This window comes from Capnocytophaga sp. G2 (assembly GCF_035282625.1).
Lineage (GTDB): Bacteria > Bacteroidota > Bacteroidia > Flavobacteriales > Flavobacteriaceae > Capnocytophaga.
In genome coordinates this window covers 1-13,925 of the sequence record NZ_JAYKBU010000004.1, presented here as the reverse complement: position 1 = coordinate 13,925, position 13,925 = coordinate 1, and the positions used below count along the sequence as shown (strand labels likewise).

16 protein-coding genes are annotated in these 13,925 nt (G+C 35.2%); 11 read left to right on the top strand and 5 right to left on the bottom strand.

Features of this window, described 5'->3' with window-relative positions:
- Positions 1-664 precede the first annotated feature (664 nt).
- Complete coding sequence (mltG, locus tag VJJ03_RS03375; RefSeq protein ID WP_009746211.1) at positions 665-1,702, top strand: endolytic transglycosylase MltG; 1,038 nt, start codon at positions 665-667, stop codon at positions 1,700-1,702.
- A 49-nt stretch (positions 1,703-1,751) separates the two neighbouring features.
- On the opposite strand, the gene VJJ03_RS03370 is transcribed toward mltG, so the two are convergent.
- Positions 1,752-2,921: a MalY/PatB family protein gene (locus VJJ03_RS03370; RefSeq protein WP_009746210.1), complete on the bottom strand. Its 1,170-nt coding sequence runs from the start codon at positions 2,919-2,921 to the stop codon at positions 1,752-1,754.
- 59 nt (positions 2,922-2,980) lie between these two features.
- Positions 2,981-3,274, bottom strand: coding sequence for a DUF721 domain-containing protein (locus VJJ03_RS03365; RefSeq protein WP_009746209.1), 294 nt, complete (start codon positions 3,272-3,274; stop codon positions 2,981-2,983).
- Between the two features lie 153 nt (positions 3,275-3,427).
- Here VJJ03_RS03365 and thrS point away from each other — a divergent pair, with 153 nt between their 5' ends.
- The 4 genes from thrS (at position 3,428) to rplT (ending at position 6,623) form a co-directional block, all read left to right on the top strand.
- On the top strand, positions 3,428-5,377 hold the full coding sequence (thrS, locus tag VJJ03_RS03360) for a threonine--tRNA ligase (protein WP_323973849.1): 1,950 nt from the start codon (positions 3,428-3,430) through the stop codon (positions 5,375-5,377).
- A 17-nt stretch (positions 5,378-5,394) separates the two neighbouring features.
- A complete protein-coding gene (gene infC, locus VJJ03_RS03355; RefSeq protein WP_083808008.1) occupies positions 5,395-5,946 on the top strand; it encodes a translation initiation factor IF-3 in 552 nt (183 codons plus the stop codon).
- 46 nt (positions 5,947-5,992) lie between these two features.
- On the top strand, positions 5,993-6,190 hold the full coding sequence (gene rpmI, locus VJJ03_RS03350) for a 50S ribosomal protein L35 (RefSeq protein WP_009746206.1): 198 nt from the start codon (positions 5,993-5,995) through the stop codon (positions 6,188-6,190).
- An 88-nt stretch (positions 6,191-6,278) separates the two neighbouring features.
- The gene (rplT, locus tag VJJ03_RS03345; RefSeq protein WP_009746205.1) at positions 6,279-6,623 is read left to right on the top strand and encodes a 50S ribosomal protein L20; all 345 of its coding nucleotides are present in this window, start codon (positions 6,279-6,281) and stop codon (positions 6,621-6,623) included.
- Between the two features lie 72 nt (positions 6,624-6,695).
- Here rplT and lysA read toward each other — a convergent pair whose 3' ends face one another.
- A complete protein-coding gene (gene lysA, locus VJJ03_RS03340; RefSeq protein WP_323973847.1) occupies positions 6,696-7,901 on the bottom strand; it encodes a diaminopimelate decarboxylase in 1,206 nt (401 codons plus the stop codon).
- 150 nt (positions 7,902-8,051) lie between these two features.
- Here lysA and VJJ03_RS03335 point away from each other — a divergent pair, with 150 nt between their 5' ends.
- The 5 genes from VJJ03_RS03335 (at position 8,052) to pyk (ending at position 11,915) form a co-directional block, all read left to right on the top strand.
- Positions 8,052-8,591 (top strand): YfiT family bacillithiol transferase, encoded by a 540-nt coding sequence (locus VJJ03_RS03335; RefSeq protein WP_323973845.1) that lies wholly within the window; start codon positions 8,052-8,054, stop codon positions 8,589-8,591.
- 11 nt (positions 8,592-8,602) lie between these two features.
- The gene (locus VJJ03_RS03330; RefSeq protein WP_323973843.1) at positions 8,603-9,457 is read left to right on the top strand and encodes a DUF4240 domain-containing protein; all 855 of its coding nucleotides are present in this window, start codon (positions 8,603-8,605) and stop codon (positions 9,455-9,457) included.
- Between the two features lie 64 nt (positions 9,458-9,521).
- Positions 9,522-9,974: a deoxycytidylate deaminase gene (locus tag VJJ03_RS03325; RefSeq protein ID WP_009746201.1), complete on the top strand. Its 453-nt coding sequence runs from the start codon at positions 9,522-9,524 to the stop codon at positions 9,972-9,974.
- Positions 9,975-9,988: 14 nt separating this feature from the next.
- Positions 9,989-10,465 carry an IPExxxVDY family protein gene (locus VJJ03_RS03320; RefSeq protein ID WP_009746200.1) on the top strand — a complete coding sequence of 159 codons (477 nt, stop codon included), beginning with the start codon at positions 9,989-9,991 and terminating at the stop codon, positions 10,463-10,465.
- A gap of 13 nt (positions 10,466-10,478) precedes the next feature.
- Entirely contained in the window at positions 10,479-11,915 is a 1,437-nt protein-coding gene (gene pyk, locus VJJ03_RS03315) for a pyruvate kinase (protein WP_009746199.1), read from the top strand.
- Between the two features lie 58 nt (positions 11,916-11,973).
- Here pyk and VJJ03_RS03310 read toward each other — a convergent pair whose 3' ends face one another.
- The gene (locus VJJ03_RS03310) at positions 11,974-12,567 is read right to left on the bottom strand and encodes a master DNA invertase Mpi family serine-type recombinase (RefSeq protein WP_323973841.1); all 594 of its coding nucleotides are present in this window, start codon (positions 12,565-12,567) and stop codon (positions 11,974-11,976) included.
- Between the two features lie 69 nt (positions 12,568-12,636).
- Here VJJ03_RS03310 and VJJ03_RS03305 point away from each other — a divergent pair, with 69 nt between their 5' ends.
- Positions 12,637-13,317, top strand: coding sequence for a restriction endonuclease subunit S (locus VJJ03_RS03305; RefSeq protein WP_323973839.1), 681 nt, complete (start codon positions 12,637-12,639; stop codon positions 13,315-13,317).
- Here VJJ03_RS03305 and VJJ03_RS03300 read toward each other — a convergent pair.
- A partial coding sequence (locus tag VJJ03_RS03300; protein ID WP_323973838.1) for a restriction endonuclease subunit S occupies positions 13,314-13,925 on the bottom strand: 612 nt, incomplete at its 5' end. The genes VJJ03_RS03305 and VJJ03_RS03300 overlap by 4 nt on opposite strands.

Sequence of the window (13,925 nt, the reverse complement as noted above, 5' to 3'; positions counted from 1 at the left end):
AGTAGAGGTTTTCACTAAATAGAAATCTTTTCCTTTGTGTGAGTATAAGTTTTTTTGTACATTTGTCCCCTTAATAAAGAGTATAATTGTAGTATAATGGGTAAAATATTTCCTTTCCCATTATTGTTATCATCTTAATATTTTTGTGATAAAAATGGGTATTGAGGATACTGTAGTTAAATAATGGAAAATATTCTATTATATTGAATTATATATAGGAGATAATTATTTTATAAATGTTTGTTTTCGAATATAATGAAGTAATAAAAAATAAAAAGGTAAAAATAGTAAGTGTCCTTTTCATTCTATTTTATACGATAAATATATATTCTCAACAAAGAGATACCCTAATATATACAGGAATCCCATGGGGAGTTCCTCCTCAATGGTTATTGGCAGGAATGATATCAATAGGAGCTAATTTTGGAAATAATTCAGAATCTTTTACTTGGAAACATATTTAAGAGTAGATCCCTATGAGTGTTGTACACCATACGATAATATAATAAGGAAGATGGTCGCTTGCTTTCTCTGGAATATTCAATAATAAATCTGTATATTCTCCCGATCAAAAACCTTTTTTACTGCTTGTACCGATGTTACAGTTATCTTTTACAAAACAAATAAAGTAAATATTTAAGATTTAAATTTTTATACTGGTATAATGATAAAGAAAACTTTAAAAATAATAAGTATTCTCTTTCTATTAATTATTTTTATAGGAGGGGGAGCTATTTGTTATGTCCTATTTTATCCTAACACTTCTTTTCAAAGTAAAAAACAGATATTGTATATTCCTACGGGAAGTGATTATAGGTTCATCTTAAATGAACTTTATCCTATGTTATCCAATAAGAGTACTTTTTTTTGGGTGGCAAAGTACCTCAAATATACAGAACATGTAAGAGCAGGACGTTATGTAATTCGTAGGGGAATGAATAACTTAGAGATGGTTCGTATGCTCAGAAATTTAAGTGAGCCTGTGAAAGTTTCTTTTAATAATCAAGAGCGTTTGCAAAATCTTGCTGGAAGAATCGCCAAAGAAATAGAAGCAGATAGCACTTCCCTTATGAATGCTTTTTTAGATCCTGATTTCCTATATAGAAATCAGATGGATTCACTCAATGTGTTGGGGTTATTTATTCCCAATACATATAGTTTCTATTGGAATACTTCAGCCAAAGGATTTGCTCAAAGAATGGAGAAGGAATATAAAGATTTTTGGAATGATAAAAGGAGAGAAAAGGCTGCTGCTATAGGATTAACACCACAACAGGTAACAATTCTCGCCTCTATTGTACAGAAAGAAACCTATAAAGTGGAGGAAAGACCCATGATAGCAGGTGTATATCTTAATAGATTGAATGAAAAGATGTTGCTTCAAGCAGATCCTACTGTAATCTATGCCATAAAGGAAAGCACTGGAAAATATGATACTATTATAAAGAGAGTGCATATTAAGGATTTATCTACTGTATCTCCTTATAATACTTATTTGAATACGGGATTACCACCGGCTCCTATCTGTATGCCTGATATTTCTTCTATTGATGCGGTACTTTCTCCTCAGAAACATGATTATATATTCTTTGTAGCTGATACGGCAAGGATAGGATACCATAAGTTTGCCAGAACTCTTATGGAACATAATAAAAATCGTGATGCTTATAAAAAGTGGCTTAATAGCAGAGGTATAGAATAATGATTAATGGTTAATTATCAATGAATTAACCATTAATCATTTAGTTTTACTAATTATTAGAAAAAGCTTCTTTGAGTTGGTTGAGTGCTTTTTCAATTACTGAACGAGGAGATGCTAAATTAATTCGCATAAATCCTGTTCCTTCTTTTCCAAATACACTTCCATCTACGAGGGCTAAATGAGCCTTGTTAGTACAGAAAGATACTAATTCTTCTTGAGAGAGTCCCAGTTCTCTAAAATCTAGGAAGACTAAATAGGATGCTTGTGGGATAAGATATTTTACCTTAGGAAGGTACTTATCCACATATTGAAGTAAGAAATTGATATTTCCTTGTATGTACTGTAAGAGTTGACTCAACCATTCTTCTCCTTCTTCATAAGCAGCTACTGTAGTTTGGAAAGCAAAGATATTTCCATCGGTAAGCATATACCCTACAGTTTTGTCTAGAAATTTTTGCCGAACTTCAGGATTAGGGATAATAGCGTAAGCGCTAGCTAAACCAGCCATATTAAAAGTTTTACTTGCTGAGGAGAAAGTAACACAGTTCATAGCAACTTCCTTAGAAAGGCTTGCCAAAGAAGTATGTTGGTGAGAAGGTAAGGTAAGATCAGCATGTATTTCATCTGAAATCATAAGTACTTGATACTTACTACAAATATCAGCCAGTTTCTGGAGTTCTTCACGAGTCCATACACGTCCACCAGGATTGTGAGGATTGCATAGAATAAAGAGTTTACAAATTTTAACTTTTTCCTCAAAATCTTCAAAATTAATGCGATACTGTCCGTTCTCTATGAGAAGAGGATTGGTAACCACTTTACGAGAGGTATTGCGGATAGCTGCTTCAAAAGGGTAATATACAGGTGGCTGTATAAGCACATTATCACCTACATTAGTAAAAGCTTCCATAGCCATAACAATAGCAGGTACTACTCCAGGGACGAAGCAAATCATCTCCTTGGTGATATTCAAATGGTGACGTCTTTTTTGCCAATTGATAATGGATTGGTACCAAGCAAGAGGTTTGTCTGTATATCCAAAGACCTCACATTGGATACGTTTTTTTACAGCATTTACAATGAATGGAGGTGTTCTGAAGTCCATATCAGCTATCCACATAGGGATTAGATCCTCACGACCCCAGCGAGGCAAAAGAGCTTCTAATTTTAGAGCATCAGTGCCTTTTCGGTCAATAATTTCATCAAAATTATAATTCATACTTAAAATGATTTAGATATATACAAAACTTAGATATATACAAAACTAAGATATAAATATTACAAAAATATAATCTCTTTCACTACTTCTTTTTGTAAATAATCATTGATAAGTTGTGCCAATTCACTTTTACGAAAGCTTAAGTTCTCTTTTAGGGCAGCATTGTTTAAGGTAATGAATAGTTTTTCCCCTTGTAATCGTACATTGTCTGTATATTTTACAATCCCTGTTCCTGCAATTTCCACCCATGCTTCTCGGGTTCGTATCTTGTCAATTCCATAATTGAGATTGTATTGGCTAAAGAGTTCTGAAATAATTTCCTTTAAGGAAATCTCATCATTATATCTACTCATTTTTTGCTACAAAGGTAATAATAAATTTTCATAAATCATACAAAAACAGAAATAAAAAATTACCTAAAAGTTTTTGAATAAAAAACTGTAAAAAAATTTTGTCAGCAGAGAAAAAAACCTTATTTTTGCCGAGTTTTTAACAACTATTAAATAATGATAAAAATTACACTACCTGACGGTTCTGTCAAAGAATATAGAAAAGGAGTAACTCCAGCTGAAGTAGCGCATGATATTAGTGATGCTTTTGCACGTAATGTAATATCGGCTAGCTTTAATGGTAAAACGATAGAAACAGTTACCCCTCTTGAAACGGACGGAAGTTTAGTGTTATATACTTGGGAGAATCCCGAAGGGAAAAAAGCTTTCTGGCATTCTTCTGCACATATATTAGCACAGGCATTAGAGGAACTATTTCCCAATATAAAGCTTACTATAGGTCCTGCTATAGCTAATGGATTTTACTATGATGTGGATTTCAATGGTAATACTATTACGGACAAGGATTTTCCAGCTATAGAAGCAAAAATGCTTGAGATTGCTCGTGGCAAATATGAGTTCAAGATGCGCCCTGTAAGTAAGGCTGAAGCGCTTTCCTATTACAAAGGGAAAAACGAATATAAGACAGAGCTTATTGAAGCTTTAGAAGATGGAACGATAACTTTTTGTGATCATAGTACTTTCACCGATCTTTGTAGAGGAGGTCATATACCCAATACAGGCTTTGTGAAAGCTGTAAAAATATTAAGTATAGCTGGTGCTTATTGGCGTGGAGATGAGAATAATCCTCAACTTACTCGTGTATATGGGATATCCTTTCCTAAACAAAAAGATTTGACCGAATACTTAACTCTCTTGGAAGAGGCTAAGAAACGTGACCATCGTAAGTTAGGTAAGGAATTGGAACTTTTTACCTTCTCCAATAAAGTGGGACAAGGACTTCCTTTGTGGTTGCCTAAAGGAGCTGCTCTTAGGGAACGATTGGAAGCATTCTTGCGTAAGGCACAAAAACAAGCAGGCTATGAACAAGTAGTAACACCACATATAGGGCACAAGAATCTATATGTAACTTCTGGACACTGGGAAAAGTATGGGAAAGATAGTTTTCAGCCTATAGCCACTCCTAATGAAGGGGAAGAATATTTGCTTAAACCTATGAATTGTCCTCATCATTGTGAAATATATAATTCACACCCATGGAGTTACAAGGATTTACCTAAGCGTTTTGCTGAATTTGGTACTGTATATCGCTATGAACAAAGTGGAGAATTGCATGGACTTACTCGTGTACGTTGCTTTACCCAAGATGATGCTCATATCTTTTGTACTCCAGAGCAATTAGATGCTGAGTTCAAGCATGTAATTGATTTGGTACTTTATGTGTTTGGTTCTCTTGGTTTTGAAAACTTTACAGCTCAAGTATCCTTGCGTGACCCTGAGAATTTGTCCAAGTATATTGGGAGTGATGAGAATTGGGCAAAAGCAGAAAGTGCTATTATTAATGCCGCTAAGGAGAAAAACTTAACTTATGTAATAGAGATAGGAGAAGCAGCTTTCTATGGTCCTAAGTTGGATTTTATGGTTAAGGATGCTTTAGGTAGAAGTTGGCAATTGGGTACTATCCAAGTGGATTATAATCTACCAGAACGTTTTGACTTATGGTATAAGGGAGCGGATAATGAAATGCATCGTCCTGTAATGATTCATCGTGCTCCTTTTGGTAGCATGGAACGTTTTGTAGCGATTTTATTGGAGCATACAGCAGGGAACTTGCCCTTGTGGTTAGTACCTGAACAGGTGAATATTCTTTCTGTTAGTGAAAAGTATGAAGGTTATGCATATAAAGTGGCTAATCTTCTGCAGGAAGCTGACCTACGTCCACATGTGGATAATCGTAATGAAACAATAGGAAAGAAAATTCGTGAAGCAGAAACTCAAAAATATCCTTATATGATTATTGTGGGAGAAGAGGAAGAAAAGAATGGAACTCTTTCCGTACGTAAACATGGAGGAGCAGATTTGGGTACTATGAAAATAGCTGATTTTATTACCCTTATACAAGAAGAGATTAATAAAAACATACGACCTTTCTCAAACGAAGTTTAACTTAAAATAGAAAAGCCATTAATAGCAAAGTACCTAACAGTAAGAACGCAAGTGAAGAGAAAGCTTCACATCGGGTAAATAGAGATATTCGTGTCCCTGAAGTGCGTTTGGTAGGAGATAACGTGGAAACAGGTGTATATCCTACAAGAGAAGCCTTACGGCTTGCCGAAGAGATGGAGTTGGATCTGGTAGAGATATCTCCCAATGCTCAACCTCCTGTATGTAAAATCGTAGATTATAAGAAATTTCTCTACGAACAAAAAAAGCGTGCTAAGGAACTAAAAGCCAAAGCTACTAAAGTAGAAATCAAGGAAATACGTTTTGGTCCTCAAACCGATGATCATGATTATGAGTTCAAAAAGAAGCATGGAGAAAAATTCCTAAAAGAAGGTGCTAAAGTGAAGGCTTATGTATTCTTTAAAGGGCGTTCTATTGTTTACAAAGATCAGGGTCAGGAGCTCTTACTTCGCCTTGCTGTGGATTTAGAGGAGTTTGGGAAAGTAGAGCAAATGCCTAAATTAGAAGGGAAACGTATGACTATGTTCATTGCTCCTGTTAAGAAGAAATAATAGAAAATATAACAGATATTTCATTCATTAATTTTTAAGTAACAAAATGCCAAAGATTAAAACTAAATCCAGTGCGAAAAAACGTTTTAAATTAACGGGCTCTGGTAAAATCAAAAGAAAGCATGCTTTCAAAAGTCACATCTTGACTAAAAAAGCTAAAAAACGTAAGTTAGCTCTTACACACGCTACTTTAGTTCATACTAATGATGAAGCTAGCGTAAGAAAACAATTAGGATTAAAATAATAATTGTTTTAGGTAAATTAATTGTCTCACCTTGGAGTATGGCTCAAAAAGAACGTAAAGTCGCCTACTACAAAAAAAATAGAAATTTATGCCAAGATCAGTAAATGCAGTTGCGCGAAGAGCGCGTAGAAAAAAAATAATGAAGCAAGCCAAAGGATACTTTGGTCGCAGAAAAAACGTTTGGACAGTTGCCAAAAATGCGGTTGAAAAAGCGTTAGTATATGCTTACAGAGACCGTCGTAATAAGAAAAGAACCTTCCGTGCATTGTGGATTGTACGTATTAATGCCGGAGTTCGCCCTTATGGGTTGTCTTATTCTAAGTTTATGGGAGCTCTTAGAGCTAATGAGATAGAACTTAATCGTAAAGTTCTTGCCGATTTAGCTATGAATCATCCAGAGGCTTTTAAAGCAATTGTAGAAAAAGTAAAATAAACGTTTAATTAAAGAGATATCTGTTATAAAAGAGGCTGTCCAAAGAGTTTTTTGGATAGCCTTTTTAGTATTTTATACCTTAACTTCTATCTGGTTATGGAGCAAATCCTCAAAAGTTTCTGCTTTGCGGATAAGTTTTGCTTGCCCACCTATCCAAAGTACTTCGGCAGGACGTGGACGTGAATTGTAGTTGCTTGCCATAGTATAGCAGTAAGCACCTGCATTCCTGAAGCAAAGGATATCTCCTTCGGAGATTTCAGCAATTTGTCGGTTTGAGGCAAAAGTGTCCGTTTCGCAGATATATCCTACCACGGAGTAGAAGCGCTTTTTCCCTTCAGGATTGGAGAGATTCTCTATAAAATGGATAGCTCCATAAAACATGGGGCGGATCAGATGATTAAATCCTGAGTCAATTTCAGCAAAAACAGTGGAAGTAGTTTGCTTGATTACATTTACCTTTACTAAAAAGAAACCTGCTTCACTCACTAAAAATTTTCCAGGTTCGAAGGCTAAGGTTAGATTTCTTCCGTACAACTTACAAAACTCTAAGAAACGATTGCTAAGTTTTTCTCCTAATTCCTCTATATTAGTTTGTACATCTCCTTCCTTGTAAGGTATCTTGAAGCCACTACCAAAATCAATAAATTGTAGTTCTCTAAAATACTTTGCTGTGTCAAAAAGAATTTCGGCAGCGTAGAGGAAGACATCTATATCCAAGATATCACTGCCTGTGTGCATATGAATCCCATTGATGTGCATTTTGGTATTTTCCACAATGCGCAGAATATGAGGTATTTGGTGAATGCTGATACCAAACTTACTATCAATGTGTCCTACAGATATTTTAGAATTGCCTCCTGCCATCACATGAGGGTTAATACGTATACACACGGGGATATTAGGATGTTTGCTACCGAATTGTTCCAAGATAGAAAGATTGTCAATATTCAGTTGCACCCCCAAGGAAGCTGCTTCCTCGATTTCCTCTATAGAGACTCCATTTGGAGTAAAAATGATTTGTTCTGGAGTAAAACCTGCATGAAGTCCTAGTTTGACCTCTTGTATAGAGACGGTATCTAATCCTGCTCCCAACTTTCGCATAAGCTTGAGAATGGAGACATTGGACAGCGCTTTCATTGCATAATTAATCCTAAGGCTTGGTATATGATCAAAAGCCTTTGTGAGACGTTTATATTGAGAGGTAATCTTATCAGCATTATACACATATACAGGATTCCCGAAGGTATGCGCTATAGAAAGTAAATCTTTGATTTCCATTCTTTAAGATTTAATTTGTTTTTGATGTGCAAATATACTATATCTTTTTGGACTGTAGAGAGAAAACTCAAAAAAGAAGGAGATTTTTTAATAATTAAATTGTTTTTTTGTATATTTGCCTGTTGTTAATAGTTGAGTTTTTTATTAGTTATGGATAAAAATAAATACCCTATAGGTGTTTTTGAAATGCCACAGATGATAACTCAAGAGCAAATAACTACTTATATAAAGGAATTGTGGCAGTTTCCTTATTTGTTAGAGGAAGCAGTAGCCGAGTGTCCTCCTAATATACTTAATCTTACTTATAGGGAAGATGGTTGGACAATAGCACAGATAGTTCACCATTTAGCAGATGTGAATATGAATAGCTTTATTCGTTGTAAGCTTGCCTTGACGGAAGAAAATCCCATTGTAAAACTCTATGAGGAAACCCTGTGGGCAACAATTTCTGAGGCAAGAGATTTTTATATAGCATCCTCATTGTATATAATCAATGGAGTGCACTGGCGCTGGTATAACCTATTGAAAAGTCTTTCACCTCAAGATTTTGAAAAGACCTACCGGAATCCTCAAAGCGGTCAAACAGTGTCCATTAAGCAAGAAATAGTTAAGAGTGTTTGGCATGGAAAGCATCACTTAGCTCATATTAAGTTGGCTAAAGAAATTGGAATTGTCAGTAGAATATTATAAATCAAAAGCATATGAAAAGAAGGTTTGTCTATCAAGATGCGAAATCCGATAAGTTTTGGGATATTGACTTTGAAGGTACTACCCAAATGGTCGTTTATGGAAAAACAGGTACTGCAGGACGAGAAGCTGTAAAGGAATTTCCTACAGCTGAGGAATGCACTAAAGAAAGTGAAAAATTAATTCTTCAAAAGCTTAAAAAAGGCTATACTGAACTTGGGAAGGGTGAAGCCGCTCCTGAAAAAAGGGAATATTCTGAAGAAGAAAAAGCCGATTTTTTCTTTTGGGAAGCCATAGAAAAAAGTTATAAATACAATAAAAAGGACTGGAAAGCATATAATTTGGAAGAACATATAGAAAAACTCACCCTCTTTCTTTCCAAATATAGTGAAGAAAGGCTTATTTCCTTTCAAAAAACTTTGCAACAGAAACTTATTTCCCTTTATACAGCTCCTATTGCCGAACTTTATATCATTCTTGGAAATGAATATGAGAAAGAGGGGGATACTTACAGCTTTGATGGTTTTATTTCAGATGATGGTTTTCTCTATTTTCGTTGTTGGCTTTTACTCAAGGGCAAAGAGTTTTATGAGGATATTACCAAGGATATAGAGTCCTTTGTCTCTGGTAAATACCATTTTGATATAGGTGATACTTGGGGGGAAGATCTTCTTTATGTAGCAGATGAGGCTAATATAGAAGCACGTCCTGATAGTGATGAGGATATTATTCGAGATACTGTATATGAGAAGTGGCCTGAATTGAATTATGATTTTGGGGAGTTCTCCATGGAAAGAGAACCTAAAAGCGGAGAAGAATTACAAAAGATGTATCCTAAGTTAGTAGCTGAGATTATGCCTATACGTTAGAATAAATAAAAAAACTTAATAAAATAGAGATATTATTTAAAAAGTAGTACCTTTGCCGCGAATTATGGAAAAGCAAGAACGATATGACCGTGCCTATATGCGTATGGCACAGGAATGGGCAAAGCTCTCTTATAGTCAACGCAAACAAGTGGGAGCTATTATTGTTAAAGACCGTATGATTATCTCTGATGGTTACAATGGGACCCCTACAGGCTTTGATAATTGTTGTGAAGATGAACAAGGGCAAACCCTTTGGTACGTATTACATGCTGAGGCAAATGCTATACTTAAGGTAGCTGCTTCTACTCAATCCTGTGCAGGAGCAACTCTCTATATTACTATGTCACCCTGTAAAGAATGTAGTAAACTAATACACCAAGCAGGGATCATACGAGTGGTATATAAAGAAGCTTATAAAGATACCAGTGGGTTGGACTTTTTAGCCAAAGCTGGAGTGGAATTGGTATATTTGCCTTGTTCTTTACATGAAGAAGTGCATGAAGAAGTGAAGGATTAATAATACTGTTAGTCATGGGATTGGTGTTAGAATGGGATTTTGATCAATATGGAGAAGATGAGTGTTTTATGGCTATTCACAGTTCATTAGCTCCCTGCAAATTTGTCTATTGGCTTAATAAGGAGTTGGATATCTGCTTTTCTCGTGCTCCTGAAGAGCTAAATGATAAAGTATCAAGAAGTTTATTCCCTTTGTTTATCTATCAAAGAGAAGAAGAACAATGGTACCTTATTGGAAATAAAGTATATCAAACGGTACAGATGGGATTATTCTCACAAATGGAACAGCTACAAGTACTTATTAGAGAATTGCCCAAAGTAGACTATTTTCTACGAATTAAATCCAGTGACCATCAAACGGATTACCTTTCTCTATTCAAAAGGGCGCGATGGATAGATTTTATCTATGAGATATTACTTTTTCCAGAGGAGAAAATATCTCAGAAGGAACAAAAAAAACTCAATGAAATTAAAGCAAAATTAATATTTTAAAAATTTATATAGTATGATAGGACGAAAAAAAACTAAAATAGTAGCTACCTTAGGACCTGCTACCGATAGCCCTGAAATTTTGAAACAGATGATATTAGCAGGAGTTAATGTATTTCGTATTAATTTCTCTCATGCTAATTATGAGGAGGTAAAACAACGCATACAACAAGTACGTGCTATAGAAGAGGAACTCAATACCCATGTAGCCCTCTTAGGCGACTTACAAGGTCCCAAGCTCCGTGTAGGAGTAATGGAAGAAGGAGTAGTGGTAGAGAAAGGTGATCAGATATCTTTCATTACTGGCGAGCCTTTCGTAGGGAATAAAGAGCGTGCTTATATGAACTATACCCAATTCCCTTGCGATGTGAAAGCAGGTGAACGTGTACTTTTGGATGACGGAAAACTCATCTTTGAGGTGCTTTCCACCAATGAAAAAGATACCGTAGTGGCTAAAGTATTACAAGGAGGCGTACTTAAATCCAAAAAAGGGGTGAACTTGCCTAATACTAACATTTCCCTGCCTGCCCTTACTGAAAAGGATATCAAGGATGCTATCTTTGCCATAGAACAAGAGGTGGATTGGATTGCGCTTTCCTTTGTGCGTCATGCTAAGGATATAGAGGACTTAAAGATGCTTATCAAAGAACATACTACTGAGAATATTCCCATCATAGCCAAAATAGAAAAACCAGAAGCCTTAGCCAATATTGATGAGATTATAGCTAACTGTCAAGGGCTAATGGTAGCACGTGGAGATTTGGCAGTAGAAACTCCTGCACAAGAGGTGCCTCTACGTCAAAAGGAATTGGTTCGAAAAGCTAAAGAGGCTCGTATTCCTGTGATCATCGCTACCCAAATGATGGAAACCATGATAGAAAGCCTGACTCCTACTCGTGCTGAGGTAAATGATGTAGCAAATTCTATTATAGATGGTGCTGATGCTGTGATGCTTTCGGCTGAGACTTCTACAGGGAAATATCCTGTACAGGTCATTGAAAAGATGTCTGATATTATCAACAGTGTAGAAAATTCTGAGTTTATCAAGGTACCTCGAATCTCTCCTATACGTGAAGGTAACGAGCGCTTTGTTACACAATCTATCTGTTTGAGTGCTGCTAAACTTGCTGATGAGATGGATGCTAAAGTTATCTCTACCTTAACAGGGAGTGGTTATACTGCTTTTCAGGTATCTGCCTTGCGACCTAATGCTCATATTTTAGTATTTACTTCTAATAAACGCTTACTTAGCAAATTAAGTCTACTATGGGGAGTAACTACTTACTACTACGATCGTTACGTATCCACCGATGAGACTATTGAGGATATTAACCGTATAGCCACTCGTGAAGGACATGTGAAGGTAGGTGATATTGTTATTAGTTTAAGTGCTATGCCTATAAGCTACCAAGGACGCGTGAATACCGTACGTGCCACACAGATATTAGCCTAATTTAGTGAATGGCGAAAAGTGAATAGTGAAAAATGCTTAACTATTCACTTTTCGCTTTTTAAAGTTTTTCCTTTACAAAGCTGCTGACGGTAAGGCGGTGTACGCCAAGGATACGCCCAATAGCGGAGTAGGACACTCGCTTGTCCAGCAGCTCCTTGATGCGTTTTTCTTGTCCTGTGAGTTTGGTTTTAGCCGACTTACTTCCCTTGGGACGCCCTAATACTACACCTTCTGCTTTTTTACGCGCTAAGGCCTCCTTAGTACGCTGACTAATAAGGTTGCGCTCAATCTCGGCAGATAGTCCAAAGGCAAAGGCAAGTACCTTGCTATTGATATCGCTCCCTAAGCGGTAGTTATCCTTGATTGTCCACACCTGAATATCACGGTTCATACACTCATTGAGCACTCCCATAATCATTAAGAGGTTACGTCCTAAACGGGATAGCTCCGAACAGATAAGGATATCACCCTTTTTCATACGCTTGAGGAGCTTACCGAGTTTTCTATTGTCTACTCTTGTCATACCAGAAATAGTTTCTTCTACCCAAGTACCTGTAGTCAGGTTATTCTTTTCACAGAAATTGCTAATTTCAAAACGTTGGTTTTCTACGGTTTGTTTATCGGAACTCACCCGAATATATCCATAAATCATTGTATAAGTAAATTTGATTAAACTAATAAATATAATCAAAAATAATAAAACAATGAAGGGCGTTTGTTTTTGACAAATCTATCAGAAGTAACTGGAGAAAGAATTGACCCTGATTATTATTCTATATATTATAAGAAAATAATAACTAAAGTAGAGAAAGGTAAATACCCAATAGATACGATTAATCATAATTGTATAAATGTTTTCTCGGGTAAGACTCCTTCAAGTTCTGAATATTCTAAGGATAACACAGTTTATCCTATAATTAAAGTAAGTAGTTATACAGATTACAAGATTGATATTGAAAAAGTAGCTTTTACAACAAACAAACAACCTTTTAGTATACTAAAAGGGGATATTTTTATTCTTTCAGCAGCTCATCAAGCTGAATATGTTGGAAAACATATAAAATATTTAGAAGAAACTCCTGAATATTCTACTTCTTTTGTTGGGGAACTATTATGTATTAGAGTAAATAAAGAAAAGTTATTATCAAACTATCTGTTTCCATTGCTAAATACTAAATGCTATAAAATATTAATTAATCGAGAAAAAACAGGACAAACATCACATATTTACCCTAAAGATATAGAAAATATAAAAATACCTTTACCTCCCTTAGAAAAACAGAATGAAATGGCTACCCATATCTCACAAATACGCAGTAAAGCTAATGTATTAATGCAACAAGGAAAAGAAACTTTAGAGAAAGCCAAACAAGCTGTAGAGCAAATGATATTAGGAAATTAGTCGCCTAATATCATTTGTTCAATATTCCTTTTTGCTGTTTCTAATGTATTAATAGCTTCTATTTGCAATTGTTTAGCCTCTTCTCTAATAGCTGTAATTTTATTAGTAATCTCTTTTTGTTTTTGCAGAGGAGGAATAGGGATATTTATCTTTTCCAAATCTCTTACATACACGTGAGGTTGTCCAGCTCCTTGTTGCAAATTGTAAATTTCCTTTTGTTTTAGTTTCAATATTTCAGATAAATATAAAGTTGTTATCTCTGATTCTTCTTTTGAAAAAACGACTGTACAATCTGAAGCAAAAATAGGATAATTATGATACCAAACATATCCTGAATAAGCACCTGAAGCACTTATAGTAATAACATTTCCTTTAAAATTATACCGATTATGAGTATAAGGACTTATTTGTCCTCCTGCTATTACAGGATAATCACCTTTTTCTATTTCATTTGAAGTAATACTTTGTCCTTTTAATAAATGCGCTAAATGTTTCAATGTTTTATTAGGATAATTTCCATCTCCTAATTTTAGTTTTCTATTTTTAAATTCAAAAGCATTCCAACGTTTCCCTGTTACTTCTGATAGATTTGTCAAAAACAAACGCCC

What these genes read in the sequence shown, in the direction of transcription:
- mltG (WP_009746211.1), top strand. Translation starts at nt 665, where the DNA reads ATGATAAAGAAAACTTTAAAAATAATAAGTATTCTCTTTCTATTAATT.
- VJJ03_RS03370 (WP_009746210.1), bottom strand. Translation starts at nt 2,921, where the DNA reads ATGAATTATAATTTTGATGAAATTATTGACCGAAAAGGCACTGATGCT.
- VJJ03_RS03365 (WP_009746209.1), bottom strand. Translation starts at nt 3,274, where the DNA reads ATGAGTAGATATAATGATGAGATTTCCTTAAAGGAAATTATTTCAGAA.
- thrS (WP_323973849.1), top strand. Translation starts at nt 3,428, where the DNA reads ATGATAAAAATTACACTACCTGACGGTTCTGTCAAAGAATATAGAAAA.
- rpmI (WP_009746206.1), top strand. Translation starts at nt 5,993, where the DNA reads ATGCCAAAGATTAAAACTAAATCCAGTGCGAAAAAACGTTTTAAATTA.
- rplT (WP_009746205.1), top strand. Translation starts at nt 6,279, where the DNA reads ATGCCAAGATCAGTAAATGCAGTTGCGCGAAGAGCGCGTAGAAAAAAA.
- lysA (WP_323973847.1), bottom strand. Translation starts at nt 7,901, where the DNA reads ATGGAAATCAAAGATTTACTTTCTATAGCGCATACCTTCGGGAATCCT.
- VJJ03_RS03335 (WP_323973845.1), top strand. Translation starts at nt 8,052, where the DNA reads ATGGATAAAAATAAATACCCTATAGGTGTTTTTGAAATGCCACAGATG.
- VJJ03_RS03330 (WP_323973843.1), top strand. Translation starts at nt 8,603, where the DNA reads ATGAAAAGAAGGTTTGTCTATCAAGATGCGAAATCCGATAAGTTTTGG.
- VJJ03_RS03325 (WP_009746201.1), top strand. Translation starts at nt 9,522, where the DNA reads ATGGAAAAGCAAGAACGATATGACCGTGCCTATATGCGTATGGCACAG.
- VJJ03_RS03320 (WP_009746200.1), top strand. Translation starts at nt 9,989, where the DNA reads ATGGGATTGGTGTTAGAATGGGATTTTGATCAATATGGAGAAGATGAG.
- pyk (WP_009746199.1), top strand. Translation starts at nt 10,479, where the DNA reads ATGATAGGACGAAAAAAAACTAAAATAGTAGCTACCTTAGGACCTGCT.
- VJJ03_RS03310 (WP_323973841.1), bottom strand. Translation starts at nt 12,567, where the DNA reads ATGATTTATGGATATATTCGGGTGAGTTCCGATAAACAAACCGTAGAA.